Source organism: Streptomyces sp. NPDC005302, from assembly GCF_040607345.1.
In the GTDB taxonomy this organism is placed as follows: Bacteria; Actinomycetota; Actinomycetes; order Streptomycetales; family Streptomycetaceae; genus Streptomyces.
In genome coordinates, this window is the sequence record NZ_JBEXGN010000019.1 from 31,130 (window position 1) to 56,031 (window position 24,902).

The following is a 24,902-nucleotide window of genomic DNA, read 5'->3' on the forward strand; positions in this document are numbered from 1 at the left end:
CCCGACGGCGCCCTGAACTACGTGCCCGTGCAGCACACGGCTCTGAAGAACGCCGAGATCATCCCCATGTCCCTGCGCTCCGTGCACTTCGTCATGCCCGGCGGTGTCGACGACGCGACCGCGCCGAGCGGCGGCAACGCCTACGACCGCCGGCTCTGCCTGGACCTGCCCGGCTTCGGCTGGCAGGTCCACCGGCACGCCGTCCCCGGCGAGTGGCCCCGCCCCGGCGCCGCGGCCCGCACGGAACTCGCCCGCACGCTGGCCGGCCTGCCCGACGGCACGGTCGTCCTCCTCGACGGCCTGGTCGCCTGCGGAGTCCCGGAGATCGTCGTCCCCGAGGCCGAGCGGCTGCGGCTGGCCGTGCTGGTGCACCTGCCGCTCGGCGACGAGACCGGGCTCCCGCCCGCCGTCGCCGCCGACCTGGACGCGCGGGAACGGACGACCCTGCGGGCCGTGTCGGCCGTCGTCGCCACCAGCGACTGGGCCGTCCGCAGGCTCGTCGCCCACCACGGCCTCGCCCCCGACCGCGTCCACGTCGCCGCCCCGGGCGCCGACATCGCGCCGCTCGCCTCGGGCACGGACGGTGTCTCACGGCTGCTGTGCGTCGCCGCGGTCACCCCCCGCAAGGGCCAGCACCGGCTCGTCGAAGCCCTCGCGACCGTCACCGACCTCCCCTGGAGCTGCGTCTGCGTCGGCGGACTCGCCCAGGACCCGGCCTACGTCGCCCACCTGCGGTCCCTGATCGCCCAGTACGGCCTCGGCGACCGCCTCCACCTGGCGGGCCCGCAGGCCGGAGCCGAACTCGACGCGAGCTACGCCGCCGCCGACCTCATGGTCCTCACCTCGTACGCCGAGACGTACGGCATGGCCGTCACCGAGGCGCTGGCGCGCGGCATTCCGGTGCTCGCCACCGATGTCGGCGGCCTTCCCGAGGCGGTCGGCCGCGCGCCCGACGGCGGGGTGCCCGGCATCCTCGTACCGCCGGAGGACCCGGGGGCGCTCGCCGCCGAACTGCGCGGCTGGTTCGGCGAGGCCGACGTGCGCCGCCGTCTGAAGGCCGCCGCCCGCGGGCGGCGCGCCGCGCTCGACGGCTGGGCGACCACCGCGCGCAGCCTCGCCGGAGTGCTCGGCCGGCTGCCCGACGCACCCCGGAGGGCCGCATGAGTGCCCCGACGACGTCCGCGGGCGGGCCGGATTCCGGCCTGCCCGAGGAGACCGAGGAGAAGGTGAGGACGGGCGTGCCCGGTCAGCGAGGAGCGGAGTCCGGCGCCGACGAGGTGCCGCGCTACGCGCCCCAGTGGCTCCGGCTGCGTGAACCCGCCGACGCCGCCGCCCGCGCGGGCGACCTGCTCGACCCGCTGCGCGTCCGGCTGGCCAACCGGCCGGTGCGCGGCGGCGACCTGGTCATCCACGACCTCGGCTGCGGCACCGGCTCCATGGGCCGCTGGCTGGCACCCCGGCTCGACGGCGCCCAGCACTGGATCCTGCACGACCGGGACCCCTACCTGCTGCACTTCGCCACCGTCGGGGCGCCCCGCGCGGCGGCCGACGGCAGCCACGTCGGCGTCACCACGCAGCGCGGCGACATCGGGCGGCTCACCGCGGACGCCCTCGCCGGAGCGTCCCTGGTCACCGCGTCGGCACTGCTCGACGTGCTCACCGGCGAGGAGATCGACCGGCTCGCGGCGGCCTGCGCCGATGCCGGGGTGCCCGCCCTGCTGACCCTGTCCGTCGTCGGCCGCGTCGAACTCTCCCCATCCGACCCGCTGGACGCCGAGATCGCTGAGGCGTTCAACGCCCACCAGCGGCGCGGCGACCGGCTCGGCCCCGAAGCCGTCACGGCGGCCTGCGAGGCCTTCGGCCGGCACGGCGCGACGGTCCGCGCGCATCCGAGCCCCTGGCGGCTCGGTCCCGACCAGGCCGAGCTGACCGCGGAGTGGCTGCGCGGCTGGGTCGGCGCGGCGGTCGAGCAGCGCCCCGACCTCGCGGAACGCGCCGAGTCCTACCTGCGCACCCGCCTGGAGGCGTGCGCCGCGGGGGAGTTGAGCGTTCTCGTGCACCACAGTGACGTCCTGGCGCTGCCCCGGGGAAACAGGGGTGCGGTGTGAGCGCCGGCCTGGAGACGGTGAGCGCGACGGAACCTGCCGTGTCGGCACCAGCGGTTTCCGTGGCGGCACCGGCGGGCGTCCCCGGGCCGCCCCCTGTCGACGCTCTCCCGGACGGGGCCGCCGAGCCGGACCCCGGACCGCGCGCCCGAGGCGCCGTCCGCGAGGTGCGCAAGCATCTCGGCACCGTCGCCGGTGTCCTCATCCTCGGTGTGCTTCTGTGGCGACTGGGTACAGGAGTGTTCCTCGACGGGTTGCGACGGATCGACGGGACCACGCTCTTGGCGGCGATCGGGATCGGGCTGCTCACGACGGCGTTCAGCGCCTGGCGGTGGTGCCTCGTCGCGCGCGAACTGCGCATCCGGCTCCCGCTGGGCGCCGCCGTCGCGGACTATTACCGCGCGCTGTTCCTGAACGCCGCGCTGCCCGGCGGCGTCCTCGGCGACGTGCACCGGGCCGTGCGGCACGGACAGAGTGCCGGCGACGTCGGCCGGGGCGTGCGCGCGGTGGTCATCGAACGCACCGCTGGGCAGGCCGTGTTGCTCGCCGTCGGCGCGGCGGTGCTGCTCACCCAGCCCTCACCCGTGCTCACCCAGTCCCGGGAGTCCGCGCTGCTGCTCGCCGTCGTCTCGGTGTGCGGGGTGGTGACCGTGGGCGCCGTCCGCAAGGGCCGGGCCCCGGCGTCCGCGACCCGGTACGGCGCCGTCCGCGCCGCTCTCACCGAGGCGCGCGGTGCCCTGCTGGCCCGGAGCAGCTGGCCCGGCGTGACGCTGTCGTCCGTCCTGGTGCTCGCCGGACACCTGGCGATGTTCGTGCTGGCGGCCCGGGCGGCCGGGTCCGACGCGTCCGTCACGCGACTGCTGCCGCTGGCCCTGCTGGCCCTGCTCGCCATGGGACTGCCGCTGAACATCGGCGGCTGGGGCCCTCGCGAGGGCGTCACCGCCTGGGCGTTCGGTGCCGCCGGGCTCGGCGCCGGCATGGGCCTCACCGTCGCCGTGATCTACGGCGTGCTGAGCTTCGCGGCGAGCCTGCCCGGCGCCGTGGTCCTGGTCGTCCGGTGGGGAGCCGCGCTGCGGCGCCCCCACGAGGAGAACGCGGAAGGGCGTGATCAGTGCAGCGTCTCGGACGTCACCAGAGCGAAGTACGCGCCGAAGGCCTCGGCCAGCCCGGCCAGGAGCTCCCTGCCCTTCTCGGCGGACGCCATCGAGGGACGGCCGATGACCCCGGACTCGGTATAGGCCGACATGCCGAGCGTGAGCAGATGCCGACGGTCGTCGGCGACGAAATCGGAGGCCTCATAACCGTCTTTGACGCATTCCGGATGAGCGTGCAGGAGAATGGACGTCTCGATTTCTCCCGCATGCATGTCGCTGAGCAACGAGGTCTGCACGTCGGCCCGTTCGCAGGCGCCCTCCCAGTCCTCCGCGGCGGGGAAAAGCGCCATACGCGTACCGGTGCCCGCGGATTCCTGGACGACATTCCCCAGCACGTAATTCCCGCCGTGGCCGTTGACCACCACCAGGGTGTCGACGCCCGAGCGCCGCAACGACGCGGCGATGTCGCGGACCACCGCGTACAGGGTGACCGCGGAGATGCTCACCGTGCCCGGCCAGGCGGCGTGCTCGTGCGAGCAGGAGATCGTCACCGGGGGAAGGAGCTGCACCGGGTAGGCGGCCGCGATCTCCCGGGCCACCGCGCACGCGACGAGCGTGTCCGTCGTCAACGGCAGGTAGGTCCCGTGCTGTTCGAGACTGCCGACGGGAAGAACAGCGACCTGACGGGGGACACCGGCCCCCCGTGCGCGGACATCCTCCGTGGTGTCAAGCGGCAATACACCGGACACCGTCGAGCGCGTTCCCGAACCACTCATGTTTTCACGGCCCTTTCGACTCTGCTTAGGAACCAGATCATGACAGATAACTTTGGCGTACTCGGCGGGAATGCCCACCTCACAGGTGTCGAACGAGTCGTGATTGCCCCCCTGCCCACCGAATACGGCGATTTCCACGCCGTCGGTTACCTCGACCACGACCGGGGCGAGGAACAAGTCGTCCTCGTCTACGGCGACTTGGACGCCGTACGGGAAGGCGATGTACTCACCCGGCTGCATTCGGAATGCCTGACCGGTGACGCCTTCGGGTCGCAGCACTGCGAGTGCGGGCCCCAACTCGCCGCCGCACTGCGGGCGATCGTCGCCGAGGGCCGCGGTGTCCTCGTCTACCTGCGGGGCCACGAGGGCCGGGGCATCGGCCTGCTCGCCAAGCTGAAGGCGATGAAGCTCCAGGCGGAGGGCCTCGACACCGTCGAGGCCAACCTCGCCCTCGGCCTGCCGGTGGACGCCCGGGACTACGGGGTGGCGGCGCAGATGCTGCACGACCTCGGCGTACGGTCCGTGCGGCTGCTGTCGAACAACCCGCGCAAGCGCGAGTCGCTGGTGCGTCACGGCATCAGGGTCGCCGAGCAGGTGCCGCTGCTGATTCCGCCGTGCGAGGACAACCTCACCTATCTGCTGACCAAGCGGGAGCGCCTCGACCACTACCTCCCGCACCTGGACGGCGACGAATGGGCGAAGGCGATCTTTTGCGGGTCGGCGAAAACGGTCATCACTGAGGAATGACACACGACGACCCCGGCCCGCTGTTCCTCTCGCGCGAGCGGGTGACCGCGCTGCTGGACACCGACGCGGCGATCGCCTCGCAGCGGGCGGCCTTCACCGCGCTCGGTGACGGCACCGCGGAACTGCCCGGCAAGATCATGCATCCCAGCCGCTTCGACGACAGCGTGGTCTTCGCCTACCTCGCGCGGCTGTCCGCGGACACCGGGGCCGTCGCCAAGATCGGCAGCGTCAACCCGGCGAACGCGGCGGCCGGGCTGCCCACCGTCCACGCGGTCGTCACCGTGCTCGACCCGGTCACCGGGCAGGTCGTCGCCGTGATGGACGGCACCGCGGTGACGACCCTGCGCACGGCGGCGGCCAGTGCCGTCGCCTTCGACGTCCTGGCCCGCCCCGACAGCGACGAACTGGGCCTCCTCGGCTCCGGAACCCAGGCCCTCGCCCACGCGCGGGCCGTCGCCCGGGTGCGTGACCTGCGTTCCGTACGCCTGTGGAGCCCGCATCCCGGCCGCCGCGCTGAGGCGGCGGCGCGCCTCACGGCCGAACTCGGCGTCCCGGTCGCGGCGGTCGGCTCGGCCGAGGAGGCCGTCACGGGCTTGCCGATGGTCGCCGCCTGCACGCTCAGCGCGACCCCGGTCGTGCGGGGCGCCTGGCTGGCCGCCGGCTGCACGGTCGTCAGTGTCGGCTCCTTCGAACCCGGCCGCAGCGAGGTCGACGCGGACGTGCTCCGCCGGGCCGCCGCGGTCGTCGTCGACGATCCGGCGACGGCGGCCGAACACGCCGGACCGGTGGTGGACGCCCTGCGGGAGGGACGACTGAGCCTCGACGACCTGGTCCCGCTCGGTGGCGTCCTCACCGGCCGCCACCCCGGCCGCACCCACCCCGAGGACATCGTCATCCACAACAGCACCGGCCTCGGAATCCAGGACGCCGCGGCGGCGTGGGCGGTGGTGCACGCCTCGGGGAAGGCGGAGCCGACGGCCTGACGGCGGCGCGCCGCCCCGGCGGCGCGAGGGCGGACCGCGTGCCCCGCCACCCGCCCTCGCGACCCGTGACCGACCTCGTATGATCGCCCGGCACACGGAGTCGATCGACGGAGCCGGACCATGTCCCGGCGTCGGCGGTGAGGGAGGACGATGAAGACCGCGGCGCGCCCGCCGACGACCCGGACGGCGCCGCTGCGCAGCGCCGCCTTCCGCCGGTTCGTCCTCGCCAACCTCATCTCGGCGACGGGGACCGCGATGGCGCCGATCGCCCTCGCCTACGCGGTGATCGGAGAGGGGGGCGGCGCCGGTTCGCTCGGCCTGGTGCTCGCCACGAACACCGTTCCCACGGTCGCCTTCCTGCTGGCCGGCGGCGTCCTCGCGGACCGGATGTCCCGCAGCCGGATCCTGGTGGCGGGCAACGTCGTCGCGGCGAGCGCCCAAGGCGCCCTCGCCGCCGTCGTCCTGGCCGGTGCGGCCTCGACCCTCTCGATCGCCGCCTGCGGATTCCTCTCCGGCGTCGCCATGGCGTTCACCGTGCCCGCGGGGCAGGGCGTGGTGAACCAGCTGGTCGCCGCCGAGCATCTGCAACAGGCCAACGCGCTGGTCAGGCTGCCGGGCAACGCGGTACGGGTGCTCGGCCCGGTCGTGGGCGGCCTCGTCGTCGCGCTCTGCGGACCCGGATGGGCGCTGGCCTGGGACGCCCTCACGTTCGTGATCGCGGCCCTGCTGCTGCACGGGCTGCGCCTGGAGGCCCCCGTCACGGTGCACAGCGCGCTGAGCGATCTGCGGGCCGGCTGGGCCGGATTCCGTTCCCGGACGTGGCTGTGGACGTACACCGTGGCAGGAATGGTCGTGGTCGCCGCGTGGCTGGCCGGCTTCCAGATGCTCGGGCCCCTCCTCGCGGCGGACGTGTACTCCGGCGCCGGCTCCTGGGGCCTCGTACAAGGAGCTTTCGCGCTGGGCCTGTTGGCGGGCGCGTTGGTCTGCCTGTGGTGGAAGCCGTACCGGCTGCTCGCCGTCGCCGTGAGCACCGCCTCGCTGCTCTTCCTGCCGCTGACGGCGATGGGACTCGGGCTGCCCCTGTCCGCCGTGCTGGTCGCGGCCCTGCTCGCCGGGATCGGCCTGGACGTCGCCATCGTCGCCTGGACGACCGCCTTCCAACTGCATGTTCCCGAAGACGAGTTGGGGCGGGCCAGCTCCTTCAACAGTGTCGGCGAGCGCCTCGCGATCCCGCTCGGCTACCTGCTCGCCGCCTTCGCCGCGGGCACCTGGTCCGACCGGGACGTCCTCCTCGTGTGCGCGGGGGCGATCGTGGCCGCCACGGTGGTCAACCTGTGTGTGCGGGACGTGTACCGCATCAACCGGGCCGAGAGGCAGCCCGGTTGATGCCGGCCATGGGTCAGCCCTGGACCGCCTCGTGCACCAGGCGCTTGAGTTCGGGGTAGACCGAGTGGGAGGCGGTGGGCCGGAGCTGGCTCAGGAACTGCACCGTGAGGTCGTTGCGCGGGTCGACCCAGAAGGTGGTGGTGGCGACACCGCTCCAGCCGAACGCGCCCTCGCTGGAGGGGGACCGGGTCAGTTCCGGGTCCAGGACGACCGAGACGCCGAGGCCGAAGCCGAGGCCGGCGTTGCCCGGCTCCTGGTGGAAGGGGACGCCGATGGTTCGGCGGTCGGCGTTGCCGGGCAGATGGTTGGCCGCCATCATGTCCACGGTGCCGGGGCGGAGCAGCCGCACCCCGTCGAGTTCGCCGCGCCGGCGCAGCATCTCCGCGAAGCGGTGGTAGTCGTGGGCGCTCGCGACCATCCCGCCGCTGCCGGAGAGGAAGCGGGGCCGGCCGCGCAACGGCAGTCCGGCGATGGGCCGGATGCCTCCCTCGCCGTCCTCCCCGTACAACTCGGCCAGCCGGGACTCCTGTTCCGTCGAGACGTGGAAGCCGGCGTCCGCCATCTCCAGCGGCCGGAAGATCCGCTCGTGGAGGAAGGTGTCGAGGTCCTGGCCGGAGACCACCTCGATGACGCGGCCGAGGACGTTCGTGGCGACGGAGTAGTTCCAGCGGGTGCCGGGCTCGAACTGCAGGGGGAGCCCCGCGTACACCTCGCACGTCCGGGCCAGGTCGGCGCCCGGTGCCACCGAGGACTCCACTCCGGCGTCCCGGTAGAGCGCGTCGACGGGGTGCGCGTGGTAGAAGCCGAAGGTCAGGCCGGCGGTGTGGCTGAGCAGGTGACGGATCAGGATGGGCTGTTCGGCCGCCCGTGTGACCGTTTCGGATCCTGAACCGCTGACGTACACACGCGGTTCGGAGAAGGCCGGGAGATGGTCGGACAGACGGTCGTCGAGTCCGAGGCGGCCCTCTTCGACGAGCATCAGCGCGGCGACCGAGGTCACCGGCTTGGTCATGGAGTACATCCGCCACAACGTGTCGGATTCGACCGGGAGTCCGGCCTCGCGGTCACGCTGTCCGTACGTGGTGAGGTGGGCGACCTTGCCGTGCCGGGAGACGCAGACCAGGTAGCCGGGCAGATGGCCGTCGTCGACCATGTGCGTGAAGTGCTGGTCGAGTCGGGCCAGCGCCTTGGTGTCGAGGCCGACCGATCTCGGTTCGACTTCCTGTCGCAGATGTCCCATGGCTCTCCTCCGGGCTGCGCCTGTCTCGTTCATCGTCCCGTACGGGCCGAGGCCGTGTCGTCCGGGCTCCGGTGAGCGGTGCCCACGGTGTTCTTGTGCCCAGGAAGCCGCAGTGCGAGCAGTGTTCCGGCCGTGCAGATCGCCGCCAGCGTGAGCAGGGGGAGGCCGGGGGAGCCGGGTTTCACGGTCAGCAGCGTGGCCGCCGCGGCGATCCCGAGGACGGGGCCGATGTTCATCGCCGTCTGCTGCAACCCGCCCGCGACGCCGGCCGATCCCGCCGATGCCTGCCGGACGACGACCGCGGTCGCGGTGACCATCACGGTGGCGAAACCGGCGCCCAGCAGCAGGAAGCCCGCACCGACGGACACCGCGGTCGACGCCGTGTCGAGCCGCGCCAGGAGCAGGACACCGGCGGTGAGCAGGAGCGTTCCGGTCAGGGTGGTCGCGCGAGCGCCGAGTCTGCGCAGGAGGACGGCGGCGACGGGGGCGCCGAGCACCATCATCACGCCGCCCGGCAGTGCCCGTACGCCGGTCTCCAGCGGGTCGAGACGCAGGGTTCCCTGAAGGAAGTAGCTGGCGGTGAAGAGGGTGCCGAACATGGCGGCGGACGCGGCGACCAGGATGCCGAGCGCGGCTCCGACGGTCGCCGAGCCGAGCAGTTCGAGGGGCACCAGTGGGCTCGCGGCACGTCGTTCCCGGCGCAGGAACGCCGTGCCGGCGGCGGCCACCGCCGTCAGCCCGAGCGCGGTGGCCGCCGTCCAGCCGGAGCCGGGGATCTCGACCAGGGTGTGGACCAGGGCGACCAGCGTCACCGTCAGAAGGCAGGCGCCCGGAACGTCGAGGGCTGCGGAAGCGACCGGGCCGGTCCCCGCCTCCGCTCCTCCTCCCGCACCCGCGTCCACCGCTCCGTCGGCTTCCGCGGCGGCCGGCGGCCGGACCGTGAGTGCCAGCACGCCCAGCAGCAGAGCGGGAAGGACGTTGAGCGTGAAGACGGCCCGCCATCCGAACTCGCTGACCAGCGCACCCCCGAGGAGAGGCCCGGAGGCCGCGGCGACGCCGATGGCGCTGGTCCGCAGCGCGATGGGCATCCCGAGCCGGTCGGGCGGATACGCGGCCCGCAGCATTCCGAGGGTGGCCGGCTGCAGCAGCGCCCCGAAGACGCCCTGCGCCACCCGGAGCGCGATCACCCAGCCGATCGAGGGAGCGAGGCCGATCCCCGCCGACGCCGCGCCGAACCCCAGAATGCCGAGGGCGAAGACCCGTTGATGCCCGTGACGGTCCCCGAGCCGTCCCGCGAACACCAACAGACCGGCCACCGCGATGAGATACCCGGTGCTGGTCCACTGGACCCGGGCGAACGAGGCGTCCAGATCGCGCTGGAGCGTGGGCTGCGCGACGGTGAGGACCGTGCCGTCGAGCGCGACGATCACGGCACCCGCGACGCTGCTCGCCAGAGTGACCCGGCGGTGCGCCGCCGCGGTCGCCGTTCGGCGCACGGCGCCCAGGGAGCCGTCCGCGCTCACCGCTCCTCCGGCCCGAGGTGAGCGTCCAGCGCCGCCCGCAGCAGAGGGGTGAACTCGGCCGCGCCGGTGGTGAGTTGCAGGCTGCCCCACCCCCACAGCTGGGCGATGCCGTGCAGGTTCGCCCACAGGGCACCCGCGGTGGTCGGGGCGTCGGCCTCGGGGCGGGCCCGGCCGACGAGGTCGACGAGCACCCCGAACAGCGGAAGGCTCGTCTCCCGCAGCCCCAACCGATTGCTCTGCAAAAGGTCATGACGGAACATCAGCTCGTACATCCCGCGCCGGGACAGGGCGAAGTCCAGATAGACCGTCGCGAGGGCGGTGAGCCGGGCCCGCGGGCCGGTCGAGACGTCGTCCGCCGCCGCGGCCCGCGCCTGGAGATCGTCGAACCCGCGCCGCGCGATGGCGGACAGCAGCTCCAGGTGGGTCGGGAAGTAGCGGCGCGGGGCGCCGTGCGACACCCCGGCCCTGCGGGCGATCTCGCGCAGGGTCAGCGCCTGCGCGCCCTCGGTCGTCACCAGGTCGACCCCCACGTCGATCAGGCGCGCCTTCAGTCCACCGGTCTCCGGATCACTCATAGACACTGTCTACCAGGGTGAGTAGACAGTGTCTACCACTAGCGGCGACCGTGACCGGGCAGCGGCCGTTCGGGTGGCGTGGCTCCTTGGACGGAATGGGACGTCCGGCCCCGGGCGTTGCCCAGATATGACTGCCGAAGAAGCACGGGACGAGAAGCAGGACGACCTGCTCGAACTGCTCTCCGCGTACAAGGGCGGCGTGCTCGTCACCCTGAAGAAGGACGGCCGGCCCCAGCTGTCCAACGTCAGCCACGTCTACTACCCCGACGAGGGGGTCATCCGCGTCTCGCTCACCGACGACCGGGCCAAGACCCGCAACCTCCGCCGGGATCCCCGGGCCTCGTACCACGTGACCAGCGACGACCGCTGGGCGTACACGGTGGTCGAGGGCGCCGCCGAGCTGACGCCCGTCGCCGCCGACCCGGACGACGAGACGGTCGAGGAACTCATCCGCGTCTACCGGGACGTCCTCGGCGAACACTCCGACTGGGACGACTACCGCGCGGCCATGGTCCGCGACCGCCGCCTCGTCCTGCGCCTGCACGTGGAGCGGGCCTACGGGATCCCCGCCCGCTGACCCTGTCCCGCCTGCCCGCGACGGGCACTCCGCGCACACCGGCCGCCCCTGAACCCGGCCGGGGTGCGCGGAGCCCCTCTCAAGGGTGCCGCAGACCAGAGCCTCGCGGGTGCTCTGATCGTCGGTCAATACCTGACCTTGCATCAAGTGCCCCGCTGTGGAGGGCCGGTGAACGTGCCATGACCGCGGGCCTCGCGGATCAGCCGGCCACCGGCACGGCGATGACCGGCGGGACGCACAGCGCCGCGAACGTGACGGCGAACGCGATTCTCCTCGCGCTCGGCCGGACCGTTCAGCGGGCCGTACGGTCCGCGGTGAGGTAGGCGATGACCATGTCGCCGAGCATCGCCCGGTACCGGTCCCGCTGGTCGGGGGCGACCAGGTCGCGGCCGAACAGGGCGCCGAACGTATGGCGGTTGGAGACCCGGAAGAAGCAGTAGGAACTGATCATCGCGTGCAGGTCCACGGCGTCGACGTCCGCCGTGAACAGCCCCGACGCGCGGCCGGTCGCCAGGATCCGGCCGATCACGTCGAGCGCGGGCGAGCCGATGCGGCCCAATTCGTCGGACGCGACGATGTGTTCGGCCTCGTGGATGTTCTCGATGCTCACCAGGCGGATGAAGTCGGGGTGCGCCTCGTGGTGGTCGAAGGTCAGCTCGGCGAGCCTGCGGATGGCCGCCACCGGGTCCAGGTGCTCGACGTCCAGCTTCTGTTCGGCCTGCCGGATGATCGTGTACGCCCGCTCCAGGACCGCCGTGAAGAGCTGCCCCTTGCCGCCGAAGTAGTAGTAGATCATCCGCTTCGTGGTGCGGGTGCGGGCGGCGATCTCGTCGACCCGGGCGCCCGCGAAGCCGGCACGGGAGAACTCCTGGGTCGCCACGTCGAGAATCTCGGCCCTGGTGCGGGCGGCGTCGCGGATGCGCCCGCCGGGTCGTGCCGGTTCTTCGACGCTGGTCATCGGGTTCCTTCGGGCGAAACGGTCGGTGCGCGCGATTCTAGAAGCAGGGCGTGAAGGGGTGGGATCGGACGGCCCTCTCCCGCCGCCTCTCTTCCCGGCGGGCCGGCGGATACCGCGGATACGGACGCGTCAGCGCCCCGGTGCGTCCCGCCGCGCGGTACGCGGAGGGACGACCGGGGCGCTGACGTGCCGGCCTACCGGACCAGACGCAGGGTGAACCCCCGGTCCAGCGTCAGCCGGGGTGTGCTCACCGTGGTCACCCCGGTGCCGCTGTCGTGCGACCACGACGTGCGCGGCAGGGGGTGTCCGTCGAGGAGCACCTGCCGGGGCGCCGGCTCGCCGTGCACGGTGAAGCGGTACGCGCGGGACGCGGGCTTGTCCTGGTAGCTCCCCTTGCTCGCGCCGACGTCGACCGTCGTCGCGGTTCGTCCGGCGCGCATCGCGACGTGCTGGGTCGCCGAGGCGCCCTCGGCGAAGTGCCGGGTCACGCCGTCGTCCTCGTACAGCGTGTAGCCGCTGTCGCCCTTCGGGTACAGGTCCCAGTCCAGTTCGCCCCGGTCACGGGTCTTCCAACTGGTCGTCCCCTTGGGCCACATGGGAACGATCGAGCCGCCCTTGACGAAGAGGGGCAGGGTGTCGAGCGGCGCGTGGTAGCCGTCGACGGTGGTCGGGCCCTCGTAGGTGCGGCCCGTCCAGTAGTCCGTCCAGGTGCCCTTGGGCAGATAGATGCCGTCCCGGGTGTCGGTGTCCTTGTAGACGGGCGCGACCAGGAAGTCGGAGCCCGAGAGGAACTCGTACCTGGCGTCGGCCCCGAGGGTCTTCGGGTCGTCCGGGTACTCGAGCCAGAGCGGGCGTACCGCGCCGACGCCCGACGTCGCCGCCTCGGCGGACAGCGTGTACATGTAGGGGAGCAGGCGTTCCTTCAGCTGGAGGTACTTGCGGTTGACGGAGGTGTACGGCTCCCCGTCCAGCCAGGGCTGCTGGTCGGCCGGTTTGCCGGTGGTGATGTCCGAGGCCCAGCCGTCCATGGTCATGACGGCCGGCAGGAACGCCTTCCACTGGAGGTCCCGCGCGTACATCTTCGGGTCGTGGCCGTAGATCGAGCCCACGTCACCGGTGTTGTACGCGATACCCGACAGGGTGGCCCCCGCGTAGGTGGGGATCTGCCAGCGGATGTAGTCCCAGGACAGCTTCTGGTCGCCGCTCCACAGGACGCCGCAGCGCTGGGCGCCCGCCCAGGACACCGGCAGCCAGACGAAGCCGCGGGCGTCGCTGTTGTCCTCGATCCCGGCCTTCGCCCGGTCGCAGGCGTCGAGCGCGAACCTGTACCCGTTGCCGACCCAGGCCACGTCGAGTTTCGCCACCCGCTGGCCCGCCTTCACCTGGTCGGCGAGTTTGTCGATGCCGTCCTGGGTCCACAGTCCCAGCTGGGCGTTGTGGTCGACCAGGCCCTTCGCGGTCTGGTCGAGGTTCTCGTAGCCGCAGCCGTATCCGTCGTTGACGAGCATCCAGCCGAGCGGCATGTCGTGCTCGGTGTAGCCGTCGGCGACCTTCAGCGCGTCGAGGGTGTGCCGCTCACCGCGGTTGGCGTTGTGCAGATAGCAGTCGGAGTCGCCCGGTTCGAGGCCGTAGACGGGTGGCATGAACGGCTTGCCCACCAGAGCGGTGTACTTGCCGATGACCTTTTTGGCGTCCCCGAGGAAGTAGTAGGCGTCCAGGCGCCGTTCCTGCTGCCCGGCGCGCACCGGCGAGCCGAAGTCGTACACCCCCGGCGCGAAGGTGTTGCGGAAGACTCCGTACCCCGCGCTGGACAGGTAGAAGGGCTGCGAGTTGTTGTAACCGCCCTCGTTCCAGTTGAAGTTGTTCGCCACGTACATGGTCTGGTCGCGGTGCGCGAAGGAGCCGTTCTGTTCGCCGCCGCCGAAGAACTGCTCGCCCGTGGCGCGGGCCAGGCTCTGCCGCATCCCGCTGGTGGACCAGCGCAGCGGCTTGTCCTCCTGCCAGATCCGGGTGCGGTTGTCGGGTTTGTAGAGGCCGAAGCGCAGCGGCTTCTTGTACACGCGCAGGACGGCGTCGGGGGAGCGGATGCCGTAGTACGCGCCGGCGTCGAACGTCGTCGTGCGGGTCTGCCGGGCGGGCTGCTCCCGGACGATCGCGCTGCCCGCGGGGTCGCTGAACGCGCCGGACGGGTCCGCCTGCAGCCGGAGTTGACCGTCCGCCAGGAAGTCGGCCCGGGCCTTCAGGTCACCGGCCGCGACGGTGTAGCTGCCGTGTCCGCCGCTGAAGGAGGTGAGATCGCCGGCGTCCGTGGTCTGCGGCAGGTAGACCTTCCCGGTGAACGCGTTGTCGTGCACGTCGTACGGCACGACCAGCACGTGGTAGGTCCCCGACGCGTTCGGGATCACGGTGGCCTCGGGGTCGGCGGTGCCCGCGCTGGAGGCGGCCTCCTTGCCCGTGTCGTCGTACACGTAGAAGTCGAAGTCGTCGGTGGGGTGCTGCCACTCGATGGAGATCGGTACCCCGCCTTCGGGGTTGTCCGCCCAATACCCCTCGGGTACCTCGACGTTCACGTCGAATCGGTCGCAGACCTTGCTGTCGGGGTCCTCGGCGGCCGGCGGACAGCTCTCGGTGCCGCCGGCGGTGCCCTTCGGATAGACGGGACTCTGCCAGGTGACGCTCTGGTGGGTGGCGTCGAGGACGGCACTCGCCGGGGTCGCCGCGAGCGCCGGTCCGGCGGGGGCGCTGAGGAGGGTGACGGCCAGGGCGGTGGCCAGCCCCGCCACGGCCCAGGAACGGTGTCGGAGTCTTCGCACGGTACGCATCTCCACTCGACGGATTCGAACCAGGTGCCGCACCGGCCTCACGGGGCCGATGCTTGCTGATGCTTGAACAGTCGTGATTCCGCGCAACTTCGAGCATGAAGGGTCACAGGCTTTGCGGGAGCTGTCAACGGTGTGATCGTGAGCCCGAAAGGGACGTACGGGAGCGAAGAGGTGCGATCCGTGAACCGGTCCGCCGACGGACCGCCGGCGGAATCCGGGGGCGTTCGCCACCCCGGGCACGGCTCGTCAGAAGCCGTGAATTACCGACCGGTTGACGTTGAAAGAGCAACGGTCACCGCTATCATCGCAGCACCCGCGGAGCGACCCTCCGCATCCGCGGCGTGACCCTCTGCCCGATGACGGCGCTGGTGCGGCATCGGCCTCCACACCCCCCACTCGCACGGCGCTGCCCGGCGTGCCCACCGGCGCGTCGCGCAGCACGGAAAGCAGCACGACCATGAGCAAGAACAGGGGAAGAGGGCTTCAGGCCAACGCCCTCGGCACCTTCGACACGATCGTGATGGCGGTGGCGGGCAGTGCTCCCGCCTACTCGCTCGCCGCCACCACCGCCGTCCTCCTCGGCGCGGTCGGCCTCGCCGGTCCCGCCGCGCTCCTCTACTGCGCGATACCCATGCTGGGCATCGCCCTGGCCTTCAGCTACCTCGGCAGGATCGACGTCAACGCCGGTGCCAGCTACTCGTGGGTCGGCCGCACTCTGCACCCCTTCCTCGGCTTCATCAGCGGCTGGGCCCTGGTCGTCTCCGCCACCATCTTCATGGTCGCGGGCTCGCTGCCCGCCGGCTCCATGACCCTCGCCCTCGTCGACACGGAACTCGCCGACGACACCGCCCTCGCCACCGTCGTCGGCGCGGCCTGGTTCCTCGTCATGCTGCTCGTCGTCCTCGGCGGCGCCCGGCTCACCGTGCGGGCCCAACTGATCATGTCCGGCGTGGAACTGGCCGTTCTCGCCGTCTTCGCCGTGGGCGCCCTGCTGCACGACGGCAACGCCCGCGCCTTCTCCTGGTCCTGGCTCGGCCTCGGCCAGTTCGACGGCGTGAGCGGCTTCGCGTCCGGCGCCCTCATCGCCGCGTTCTACTACTGGGGCTGGGACGTCACCAGCAACCTCAGCGAGGAGACGAAGGACAGCCGCCGCACGACCGGACTCGCCGGACTGATCGGCGTCGGCATCGTCTTCCTGCTCTTCGAGGTCTTCACCATCGCCGTGAACGTCATCCTCACCGACCGGCAGATCGAGGAGAACAGCGCCGACGTGCTCGGCGCCCTCGGTGAGGAGATCTGGCCGGGCTGGGGCGGAAAACTCATCGTGGTGGCCGTGATGCTCTCCACCATCGCCACCCTGGAGACCACCCTCATCCAGGTCACCCGCTCGTTGTTCGCGATGGGCCGCGACCGCACGATGCCGAGCGCGCTCGGCCGGGTGCACCGTCGCTGGAACACCCCGTGGGTGGCGATCGTCGTCGTCGGCGCCGTCGCCCTCGCGATGTTCGTGACCTCCAACGCCCTCGGCTCGGTCGGTGCCATCCTCTCCGACGCCATCGCCGCCATCGGCCTGCAGATCGCCGTCTACTACGGCCTGGCCGGCCTCGCCGTCGTCGTCGCCTACCGCAAGATGCTGCTGAAGTCCCCGGCCGACTTCGTCTTCGGCGGCCTCTGGCCCCTCGCCGGCGCCGCGTTCATGTTCTGGGTGTTCGTCGAGTCGCTCGGCGACCTCAGCGCCCCGTCCATCGTGATCGGCATCGGAGGCATCGCCGCCGGGCTGGTCCCCATGCTCTGGTACTGGCGGCAGGGCAGCGACTACTACCGGCCCGCGAAGCTGGACGCCACGCGCGTCGTCGAGGCCGAGTACATCCCCGAAGGCCACGCCGGATCGGCGGTCGCCGCCGGAACCCGCGTCCACGAGGGCCTGCCCACCGACTTCTGAGGGGGCTTCCGATGGCGGGAGACCGCTTCACACCCGAATTCGACCCCGACTGCGGCGACGCGCCCCTCACCTCGGCGCGCCAGGACATCGTCATCGGCCGCTGGCAGGGGCTGCGCGAACTCCTGCGCGCCACCGGCGCCGACTGGGCCGCGCGCAGCCACCGCGTCCGGCTGCTCGCCCCGGCCTGCGCGGGCAACTCGACGGCCGAGTCCTGGCTCGCCGCCGAACCGCACAGCGCCGACGCCATGGTCCTGCGGGCCGCGACGGACGTGACCCGGGCCTTCAACCTGGCCATTGCGGCGGGCCGCGGGGTGCCCATCGATCCGCTCCGCGTCGACAGAGCGGCACTGGCCTGTCTGCGGGCCGCCGAGGCCCATCCGGAGGACCCGACGCCGTGGATCTTCCTCATCTCGGTCGCGCGGCTCTACCCCTCGGGCGTGCGGCGCAGGGAACTCGGCCGCTGGTGGGACGAGTTGCACGGCCGCGACCCGTACAGCGTGGAGGGACACCTGCAGATCCTGCACTACTACTCCTCACGCTGGCACGGCACCCACGGTCTGATGTACGACTTCGCGCGGGACGCCGCGGGGGTCGCGCCGGCCGGCTGCGCACTGCCCGTGCTGGTGCAGTACGCCCGCGTCGAGGAGTACCGCCACGTCCTCGACGCGGCCGGGCGGCAACGGGACGCCGTCGTCGGCATGGGGCAGCACTGGAGTCACGACGCCGCGGTCAACGACGTACGGCGCACCTGGCAGCGCTGGATCGGCGCCCGCCCGGACGCCCCGCCGGCGCCGGTGGAGCTGCGCGACCTCAACTTCCTCGCCCACGCGGCCTGTTACGCCGACACGACGGACACCGCGGACATCGCGGCCGACCTGTTCCGGATCATCGGGCGGCGCGCCACCCGGACACCGTGGTCCGTCACGGGCGACGCGGAGAAGGAGTTCGTGCGGTGGGGAAGACGTTCCGCCCACGGGAAGGCGCGCTGAAGCCCCGCTCGCCGCAATCGCCGCCCGACGCCGAACACGCGCTGCACGCGGCGGAGTTCACCGGCGATCCGGGGAACGATCGGGCAAGGCGGTCACGCGTCCCGCGCCGACCCGCTACCTCGGCACCGGCGCCCTCTTCGACACCCTCCAGATGGTCGGCTCGATCGCGCCGGGCGGGGTGATCTACCAGGGCACCATCACGGGCGTCGTACGCATCGCGGGCGGCTGACACGGCCGCGGCCCCGGCCGGCACGTCCGGGGACGTGCCGGCCGGGGCCGCGTCACGAAAGGGGCCCGCAGTATCGCGGGACTAGGAGACCGAGGAGCCCGGCTCGTTCCACGTGGCGATCACCGGGTCGCCGTGCTCGGTGGAGAGCCGGCTGACGGTGCCGGTCGCGAGCTGGAACAGCCGCCCCGACCCGGCCGGAAGGCCGAGCCGGCGGGCGGTCAGGACCCGCAGGAAGTGCGCGTGCGCCACGAGCACCACGTCACCGGCCTCCGCGCGCAGCGCGGCGTCCACCCGGGCCAGCACCCGGTCGGCCCGCGCGCCCACCTCGTGCGGGGACTCACCGGGATGGCCGTCGGGGCCCGGCGGCACCCCGTCGGTCCACAGCACCCAGTCGGGCCGCTCCTGGTGGATGGCGCGTGTGGTGACGCCCTCGTAGCCGCCGTAGTCCCACTCGTGCAGATCGGGTTCGATCCGCGCGTCGGACAGGCCGGCCAGCCCGGCCGTGCGGACGGCGCGGCCGAGCGGGCTGGTGAGGACCCGGGCGAGGGAGCGCCCGGCGAAGAACGGGGCCAGGGACTTGGCCTGTTCCTCGCCGTGCCCGGTGAGCGGCAGGTCGGTCCAGCTGGTGTGCTGTCCCGTCAGGCTCCATTCGGTCTCGCCGTGGCGGACCAGGACGAGATCGCCCATGGCCGGGGCTACTTCGCCGACTCGACGGCGTGGCCGCCGAACTGGTTGCGCAGGGCCGCGATCATCTTCATCTGCGGCGAGTCGTCCTGGCGGGACGCGAAGCGGGCGAAGAGGGAGGCGGTGATGGCGGGCAGCGGGACGGCGTTGTCGATGGCCGCCTCGACGGTCCAGCGGCCCTCGCCGGAGTCGTCGGCGTGGCCGCGCAGCTTGTCGAGGTGCTCGTCGCCGTCCAGCGCGTTGACCGCGAGGTCGAGCAGCCAGGAACGGATGACGGTGCCCTCCTGCCAGGAGCGGAACACCTCGCGCACGTCGGTGACGGAGTCGACCTTCTCCAGCAGCTCCCAGCCCTCGGCGTAGGCCTGCATCATGGCGTACTCGATGCCGTTGTGGACCATCTTGGAGAAGTGGCCGGCGCCCACCTTTCCGGCGTGCACGAAGCCGAAGTCGCCGTCCGGCTTGAGCGCGTCGAAGACCGGCTGCACCTTGGCTATGTTCTCGGCGTCGCCGCCGACCATCAGCGCGTAGCCGTTCTTGAGGCCCCACACGCCGCCGGAGACACCGGCGTCGACGAAGCCGATGCCCTTGGCCGCCAGCTCCTCGGCGTGCTTCTCGTCGTCCGTCCAGCGGGAGTTGCCGCCGTCCACGACCGTGTCGCCGGGCTCCAGCAGGTCGCCGAGCTCGTCGATGACGGTCTGGGTGGGGGCGCCGGCCGGCACCATCACCCAGACCACACGCGGGCCTTCGAGCTTGCCGACGAGTTCGGTGAGGCTGGTGACGTCGGCGAGGTCCGGGTTGCGGTCGTAGCCGACGACGGTGTGGCCGGCGAGGCGTATGCGCTCCCGCATGTTGCCGCCCATCTTGCCGAGACCGATGAGTCCGAGCTGCATATCAGTTCACTTCTTCCCGAGAGAGCGGTAGGTGGCCACGAGGGCGGTGGTGGAGGGGTCGAGGCCGGGCACGTCCGTGCCGTCGGCGAGGGCGGGTTCGATGCGCTTGGCGAGGACCTTGCCGAGTTCGACGCCCCACTGGTCGAAGGAGTCGATGTTCCAGACCGCTCCCTGGACGAACACCTTGTGCTCGTACAGGGCGATCAACTGGCCCAGCACGGACGGCGTCAGCTCGGCGGCGAGGATCGTGGTGGTGGGGTGGTCACCGCGGAACGTCTTGTGCGCGACCAGTTCCTCCGGCACCCCCTCCGCACGGACCTCCTCGGGCGTCTTGCCGAACGCCAGCGCCTGCGTCTGCGCGAAGAAGTTCGCCATCAACAGGTCGTGCTGCCCCTTGAGCGTCTCGCTCAGCTCACCCACCGGGTTCGCGAACCCGATGAAGTCCGCCGGGATCAGCTTCGTGCCCTGATGGATCAACTGGTAGTACGCGTGCTGACCGTTCGTCCCCGGCGTCCCCCACACCACCGGACCCGTCTGCCACTCCACCGGCCGGCCCTCACGGTCCACCGACTTGCCGTTGGACTCCATGTCCAACTGCTGCAGATACGCCGTGAACCGGGAGAGGTAGTGCGAGTACGGCAGCACCGCGTGCGACTGCGCGTCGTGGAAGTTCCCGTACCAGATCCCCAACAAGCCCATCAGAAGCGGCGCGTTGGCCTCGGCCGGAGCACTACGGAAGTGCTCGTCGACCAGATGGAAACCGTCCAGCATCTCCCGGAACCGGTCCGCACCGATCGCGATCATCAACGACAGGCCGATCGCCGAGTCGAACGAGTACCGGCCCCCCACCCAGTCCCAGAACTCGAACATGTTGTCCGTGTCGATACCGAAGTCGGCGACCTTGCCGCCGTTCGTCGACAACGCCACGAAGTGCCGGGCGACCGCTTCCTGACCCGCCTTCAGGCCCTCCAGCAGCCACTCCCGCGCCGACGTCGCGTTCGTGATCGTCTCGATCGTCGTGAACGTCTTCGAGGCGATGACGAACAGCGTCTCCGCCGGATCCAGACCCAGCAACGCCTCGTGCAGGTCCGCGCCGTCCACGTTCGACACGAACCGCACCGTCAAGGACCGGTCCGTGAACGGACGCAGCACCTCGTACGCCATCGCCGGACCCAGGTCCGAACCGCCGATACCGATGTTCACGATGTTCTTGATCCGCCGGCCGGTGTGTCCGGTCCACTCACCCGACCGCACCCGCCCCGCGAACCCGGCCATCTTGTCCAGGACCACGTGCACGCGGGGGACGACGTTCTCCCCGTCGACCTCCACGACCGCGTCCGCCGGCGCCCGCAACGCGGTGTGCAGCACCGCCCGGTCCTCCGTCGTGTTGATCCTCTCGCCCCGGAACATCGCGTCCCGCAGCCCGAACACATCGGTCGCGGCGGCGAGTTCCTGGAGCAGGGCGAGGGTCTCGTCGGTGATCAGGTGCTTGGAGTAGTCGATGTGCAGATCGCCGACCCGCACGACGTAGCGTTCGGCGCGGCCGGGGTCGGCGGCGAACAGCTCACGCAGGTGCGGCTTGAGCAGCGTCGTCGCGCGGTGGTCCTCCAGGGCCACCCACTCCGGACGCCGGGTGAGACGGGGGAAGTCAGGCACGGGAGGTCTCCTTGGCGGCCTCGCCCCGCAGGGCGACGGCGTACATCTCGTCCGCGTCGAGGCGGCGCAGTTCCTCGGCGATCAGCTCGGAGGTGGAGCGCACCTTCAGTGCGAGGGTGCGCGGCGGCTGGCCGGGCAGGGACAGCGTGGCCAGCGGCCCGTCGGGACGGTCGATCACGACCTCGCCGTTCTCGGTGCCGAGCCGTACGGCGGTCACCACGGGCCCCGCGGTGACGACGCGTTCGGCGGTGACCCCGAGGCGGGCCTCCAGCCAGCGCGCGAGCAGTTCGGCGCTCGGGTTCTGCGCCTCGCTCTCGACCGTCGCCGAGATCACCTTCGCGCGGGCCTGGTCGAGGGCCGCCGCCAGCATCGAGCGCCACGGCGTCAGCCGGGTCCACGCCAGGTCGGTGTCGCCCGGCGCGTACGAAGCGGCGCGGGCGTCCAGGGCGCGCAGCGGGTCCTCGACGGCGTACATGTCGGTGATCCGGCGTTGCGCGAGGGCGCCCAGCGGGTCCTTGACCGGGTTGTCCGGCGCGTCCACCGGCCACCAGACGACGACCGGGGCGTCCGGCAGCAGCAGCGGCAGGACCACGGAGTCGGCGTGGTCGGACACCTCGCCGTAGGTCCGCAGCACGACCGTCTCGCCGGTGCCCGCGTCCGAACCGACGCGCACCTCCGCGTCGAGGCGGGAGTTGGTGCGGTCGCGCGGGGTGCGGGCGACGCGCTTGATGACGACCAGCGTCCGCGAGGGGTGCTCGCGGGACGCCTCCTCCGCCGCCTTGATGGCGTCGTAGGCGTTCTCCTCGTCGGTCACGATGACCATCGTCAGGACCATGCCCACGGCGGGAGTGCCGATGGCCCTGCGCCCCTGCACGAGCGCCTTGTTGATCTTGCTTGCCGTGGTGTCGGTCAGATCGATCTTCATGGCCTGCGCCAGCTCCGTCCGTCTCGTGCGAGCATCTCGTCGGCTTCCTTCGGGCCCCAACTGCCCGAGGGGTACTGCGCGGGCTTGCCGTGCGCGTCCCAGTACCCCTCGATCGGGTCGAGGACCTTCCAGGACTCTTCCACCTCCTGGTGACGGGGGAAGAGATTGGCGTCGCCGAGCAGGACATCCAGGATCAGCCGTTCGTACGCCTCCGGGCTGGACTCGGTGAACGACTCGCCGTACGCGAAGTCCATGGTGACGTCCCGGATCTCCATCGAGGTACCCGGCACCTTCGATCCGAAGCGCACCGTCATGCCCTCGTCCGGCTGGACACGGATGACGATCGCGTTGGCGCCGAGTTCCTCGGTGGCCGTGGAGTCGAAGGGGGAGTGCGGGGCTCGCTGGAAGACGACCGCGATCTCGGTGACGCGGCGGCCCAGGCGCTTGCCGGTGCGCAGGTAGAAGGGGACGCCCGCCCAGCGGCGGTTGTCGACCTGGAGCTTGACGGCCGCGTAGGTGTCGGTCGTCGACGCGGGGTCGATGCCGTCCTCCTGGAGGTAGCCGCGCACCCGCTCGCCGCCCTGCCAGCTCGCCGCGTACTGGCCGCGCACCGTGTGCTCGCCCAGGTTCTCCGGCAGCTTCACCGCGCGCAGCACCTTGAGCTTCTCGGTCAGCAGCGACTCGGCGTCGAACGCGGCCGGTTCCTCCATGGCGGTCAGCGCCATCAGCTGGAGGAGGTGGTTCTGGATGACGTCCCGGGCGGAGCCGATGCCGTCGTAGTAGCCGGCCCGGCCGCCGATGCCGATGTCCTCGGCCATGGTGATCTGGACGTGGTCGACGTACGACCGGTTCCAGATGGGCTCGTACATCTGGTTGGCGAAGCGGAGCGCCAGGATGTTCTGGACGGTCTCCTTGCCGAGGTAGTGGTCGATACGGAACACCTGGTCCGGGTCGAACACCTCGTGCACGATCTTGTTCAGCTCGCGCGCGCTCTTCAGGTCGTGGCCGAACGGCTTCTCGATGACCGCGCGCCGCCAGGATCCCTCGGGGGCGTCCGCGAGACCGTGCTTCTTGAGCTGCTGGACGACCTTCGGGAAGAACTTCGGCGGGACGGACAGGTAGAACGCGTAGTTGCCGCTGGTGCCCTGCGAGGAGTCCAACTCCTCCACAGCCTCACGCAGTTGCTCGAACGCTCCGTCGTCGTCGAAGTCGCCCGGGATGAACCGCATGCCCTCGGCGAGCTGCTGCCAGACCTCCTCGCGGAACTCGGTGCGCGCGTGCTCGCGCACCGAGTCGTGCACGACCTGGGCGAAGTCCTGGTCCTCCCACTCGCGACGGGCGAACCCGAGGAGCGAGAAACCCGGCGGCAGCAGACCCCGGTTGGCGAGGTCGTACACGGCCGGCATGAGCTTCTTGCGGGACAGGTCACCGGTCACACCGAAGATGACGAGCCCGGAGGGGCCCGCGATCCGGGGGAGCCGGCGGTCGCGCGGGTCACGCAGCGGGTTGTCCCAGTCGGCGGCCGGGACGACGCCGAGTGCCTCGGCGAGCGCCTCGTGTGTCAGGCCGGACGGTTCCACGGGCGCGTCACCGGATCCCTGCGGCGCGGCGGCCGCATCCTGCTCGTCGGAAAGTTCCCCACGCTTGGTCATGCCCCCTCGACTCCCTTGCCGCGCAGCGAGGTCGAGACCGCTTCGAGCAGGTCCTCCCACGCCACCTCGAACTTCGAGACGGCCTCGTTCTCCAGCTGTCCGACGACCTCGTCGTAGGAGATCCCGAGCGCCTCGACGGCGGCCAGGTCGGCACGCGCCTGGGCGTAGCCGCCGGTCACCGCGTCACCGTGGATGTCCCCGTGGTCGGCGGTCGCGTTCAGCGTCGCCTCCGGCATGGTGTTCACCGTGCCGGGCGCGACCAGCTCGTCGACGTACAGGGTGTCCTTGTACGAGGGGTCCTTGACGCCCGTGGAGGCCCACAGCGGGCGCTGCTTGTTGGCGCCGGACGGGGCGAGCGCCGTCCAGCGGTCCCCGGCGAACACCTCCTCGTACGCCTCGTAGGCGAGCCGCGCGTTGGCGAGCGCGGCGCGGCCCTTGAGCGCGAGGGCCTCGTCGGTGCCGGCCTTGGCGAGGCGCTTGTCGATCTCGGCGTCGACGCGGGAGACGAAGAAGGAGGCGACGGAGTGGATGCCGGCGATGTCGATGCCCGCCGCGTCCGCCTTCTCCAGGCCGGCCAAGTAGGCGTCCATGACGGCGCGGTAGCGCTCCAGGGAGAAGATCAGCGTGACGTTCACGCTGATGCCGAGGCCGATGACCTCGGTGATCGCCGGGAGGCCCGCCTTCGTCGCGGGGATCTTGATCATGACGTTCGGGCGGTCGACGAGCCAGGCGAGCTGCTTGGCCTCGGCGATGGTCGCGGCCGTTTCGTGGGCCAGCCGGGGGTCGACCTCGATGGAGACCCGGCCGTCGCGGCCGCCGGTCGTCTCGAACACCGGGCGCAGGATGTCCGCGGCGGCGCGGACATCGGCGGTCGTCATCATGCGGACGGCCTCGTCGACCGTCACCTTGCGCACGGCGAGGTCGGCCAGCTGCTCCTCGTAGCCCTCGCCGGAGCCGATGGCGGCCTGGAAGATGGACGGGTTGGTGGTCACGCCCACCACGTGGCGGTTCTCGACGAGTTCGGCCAGGTTGCCGGACTCGATGCGCTTGCGGGACAGGTCGTCCAGCCAGATGGACACGCCTTCGTCGGAGAGGCGCTTCAGGGTTGCCGCGGTCGCGGTTGCTTCGGTCACAGTGATCATCTTCCTT

Annotated in this window: 20 protein-coding genes and 1 pseudogene; 9 read left to right on the plus strand and 12 right to left on the minus strand. The window is 71.6% G+C overall.

The features are described 5' to 3' along the window. Nucleotides 1–12: 12 nt before the first annotated feature. The 3 genes and pseudogenes from ABZT74_RS25400 to ABZT74_RS25410 all read left to right on the plus strand — a co-directional run. Nucleotides 13–1,164, plus strand: a complete 1,152-nt coding sequence (locus ABZT74_RS25400; RefSeq protein ID WP_356438590.1) for a glycosyltransferase family 4 protein — start codon at nt 13–15, stop codon at nt 1,162–1,164. Then, the gene (locus tag ABZT74_RS25405; RefSeq protein WP_356438378.1) at nt 1,161–2,108 is read left to right on the plus strand and encodes a class I SAM-dependent methyltransferase; all 948 of its coding nucleotides are present in this window, start codon (nt 1,161–1,163) and stop codon (nt 2,106–2,108) included. The genes ABZT74_RS25400 and ABZT74_RS25405 overlap by 4 nt, the downstream gene beginning before the upstream one ends. Before the next feature lie 236 nt (nt 2,109–2,344). Continuing rightward, nucleotides 2,345–3,076: pseudogene (locus tag ABZT74_RS25410) on the plus strand (lysylphosphatidylglycerol synthase transmembrane domain-containing protein); the annotation flags it as partial. Nucleotides 3,077–3,213: 137 nt separating this feature from the next. On the opposite strand, the gene ABZT74_RS25415 reads toward ABZT74_RS25410, so the two are convergent. Next, the gene (locus ABZT74_RS25415) at nt 3,214–3,975 is read right to left on the minus strand and encodes a creatininase family protein (RefSeq protein ID WP_356438593.1); all 762 of its coding nucleotides are present in this window, start codon (nt 3,973–3,975) and stop codon (nt 3,214–3,216) included. Between the two features lie 39 nt (nt 3,976–4,014). Between ABZT74_RS25415 and ribA the strand changes: the two genes are divergently transcribed. The 3 genes from ribA (at nt 4,015) to ABZT74_RS25430 (ending at nt 7,091) form a co-directional block, all read left to right on the plus strand. Then, nucleotides 4,015–4,722, plus strand: a complete 708-nt coding sequence (ribA, locus tag ABZT74_RS25420) for a GTP cyclohydrolase II (RefSeq protein ID WP_355873926.1) — start codon at nt 4,015–4,017, stop codon at nt 4,720–4,722. Beyond that, entirely contained in the window at nt 4,719–5,705 is a 987-nt protein-coding gene (locus ABZT74_RS25425; RefSeq protein WP_356438381.1) for an ornithine cyclodeaminase family protein, read from the plus strand. Before ribA ends, ABZT74_RS25425 begins: the two co-directional genes overlap by 4 nt. Before the next feature lie 150 nt (nt 5,706–5,855). Continuing rightward, entirely contained in the window at nt 5,856–7,091 is a 1,236-nt protein-coding gene (locus ABZT74_RS25430; protein WP_356438384.1) for an MFS transporter, read from the plus strand. Nucleotides 7,092–7,104: 13 nt separating this feature from the next. Here ABZT74_RS25430 and ABZT74_RS25435 read toward each other — a convergent pair whose 3' ends face one another. The 3 genes from ABZT74_RS25435 to ABZT74_RS25445 are packed head-to-tail and all read right to left on the minus strand — an operon-like array spanning nt 7,105 to nt 10,429. After that, nucleotides 7,105–8,331, minus strand: a complete 1,227-nt coding sequence (locus ABZT74_RS25435) for a serine hydrolase domain-containing protein (RefSeq protein ID WP_356438387.1) — start codon at nt 8,329–8,331, stop codon at nt 7,105–7,107. A 29-nt stretch (nt 8,332–8,360) separates the two neighbouring features. After that, the gene (locus ABZT74_RS25440) at nt 8,361–9,854 is read right to left on the minus strand and encodes an MFS transporter (protein WP_356438390.1); all 1,494 of its coding nucleotides are present in this window, start codon (nt 9,852–9,854) and stop codon (nt 8,361–8,363) included. Beyond that, on the minus strand, nt 9,851–10,429 hold the full coding sequence (locus ABZT74_RS25445; protein WP_356438393.1) for a TetR/AcrR family transcriptional regulator: 579 nt from the start codon (nt 10,427–10,429) through the stop codon (nt 9,851–9,853). Before ABZT74_RS25445 ends, ABZT74_RS25440 begins: the two co-directional genes overlap by 4 nt. A 127-nt stretch (nt 10,430–10,556) precedes the next feature. On the opposite strand from ABZT74_RS25445, the gene ABZT74_RS25450 reads away from it, so the two are divergent. Beyond that, nucleotides 10,557–11,006 (plus strand): PPOX class F420-dependent oxidoreductase, encoded by a 450-nt coding sequence (locus ABZT74_RS25450; protein ID WP_356438396.1) that lies wholly within the window; start codon nt 10,557–10,559, stop codon nt 11,004–11,006. 292 nt (nt 11,007–11,298) lie between these two features. Here the strand turns inward: ABZT74_RS25450 and ABZT74_RS25455 are convergent, their stop codons facing one another. Both ABZT74_RS25455 and ABZT74_RS25460 read right to left on the minus strand, forming a co-directional pair. Beyond that, the gene (locus ABZT74_RS25455) at nt 11,299–11,964 is read right to left on the minus strand and encodes a TetR family transcriptional regulator (RefSeq protein WP_356438399.1); all 666 of its coding nucleotides are present in this window, start codon (nt 11,962–11,964) and stop codon (nt 11,299–11,301) included. A gap of 194 nt (nt 11,965–12,158) precedes the next feature. Then, nucleotides 12,159–14,285 carry a TIM-barrel domain-containing protein gene (locus tag ABZT74_RS25460; protein ID WP_356438596.1) on the minus strand — a complete coding sequence of 709 codons (2,127 nt, stop codon included), beginning with the start codon at nt 14,283–14,285 and terminating at the stop codon, nt 12,159–12,161. A 958-nt stretch (nt 14,286–15,243) separates the two neighbouring features. Here ABZT74_RS25460 and ABZT74_RS25465 point away from each other — a divergent pair. Continuing rightward, complete coding sequence (locus ABZT74_RS25465; protein ID WP_356438402.1) at nt 15,244–16,728, plus strand: APC family permease; 1,485 nt, start codon at nt 15,244–15,246, stop codon at nt 16,726–16,728. A gap of 11 nt (nt 16,729–16,739) precedes the next feature. Then, nucleotides 16,740–17,717: a hypothetical protein gene (locus ABZT74_RS25470; RefSeq protein ID WP_356438405.1), complete on the plus strand. Its 978-nt coding sequence runs from the start codon at nt 16,740–16,742 to the stop codon at nt 17,715–17,717. 310 nt (nt 17,718–18,027) lie between these two features. Here ABZT74_RS25470 and ABZT74_RS25475 read toward each other — a convergent pair whose 3' ends face one another. Genes ABZT74_RS25475 through tal form a run of 6 tightly spaced genes read right to left on the minus strand, consistent with a single transcriptional unit; the run spans nt 18,028 to nt 24,895 of the window. Next, nucleotides 18,028–18,633 (minus strand): histidine phosphatase family protein, encoded by a 606-nt coding sequence (locus ABZT74_RS25475; RefSeq protein WP_356438408.1) that lies wholly within the window; start codon nt 18,631–18,633, stop codon nt 18,028–18,030. An 8-nt stretch (nt 18,634–18,641) separates the two neighbouring features. Continuing rightward, on the minus strand, nt 18,642–19,520 hold the full coding sequence (gene gnd / locus ABZT74_RS25480; protein ID WP_356177934.1) for a phosphogluconate dehydrogenase (NAD(+)-dependent, decarboxylating): 879 nt from the start codon (nt 19,518–19,520) through the stop codon (nt 18,642–18,644). Nucleotides 19,521–19,526: 6 nt separating this feature from the next. Next, entirely contained in the window at nt 19,527–21,176 is a 1,650-nt protein-coding gene (gene pgi, locus ABZT74_RS25485; RefSeq protein WP_356438411.1) for a glucose-6-phosphate isomerase, read from the minus strand. Continuing rightward, nucleotides 21,169–22,101 carry a glucose-6-phosphate dehydrogenase assembly protein OpcA gene (opcA, locus tag ABZT74_RS25490; RefSeq protein WP_355881128.1) on the minus strand — a complete coding sequence of 311 codons (933 nt, stop codon included), beginning with the start codon at nt 22,099–22,101 and terminating at the stop codon, nt 21,169–21,171. Before opcA ends, pgi begins: the two co-directional genes overlap by 8 nt. Then, a complete protein-coding gene (zwf, locus tag ABZT74_RS25495) occupies nt 22,098–23,753 on the minus strand; it encodes a glucose-6-phosphate dehydrogenase (RefSeq protein ID WP_355881126.1) in 1,656 nt (551 codons plus the stop codon). Before zwf ends, opcA begins: the two co-directional genes overlap by 4 nt. Further along, a complete protein-coding gene (tal, locus tag ABZT74_RS25500) occupies nt 23,750–24,895 on the minus strand; it encodes a transaldolase (protein ID WP_356438414.1) in 1,146 nt (381 codons plus the stop codon). The genes zwf and tal overlap by 4 nt, the downstream gene beginning before the upstream one ends. Between the last annotated feature and the right edge of the window lie 7 nt (nt 24,896–24,902).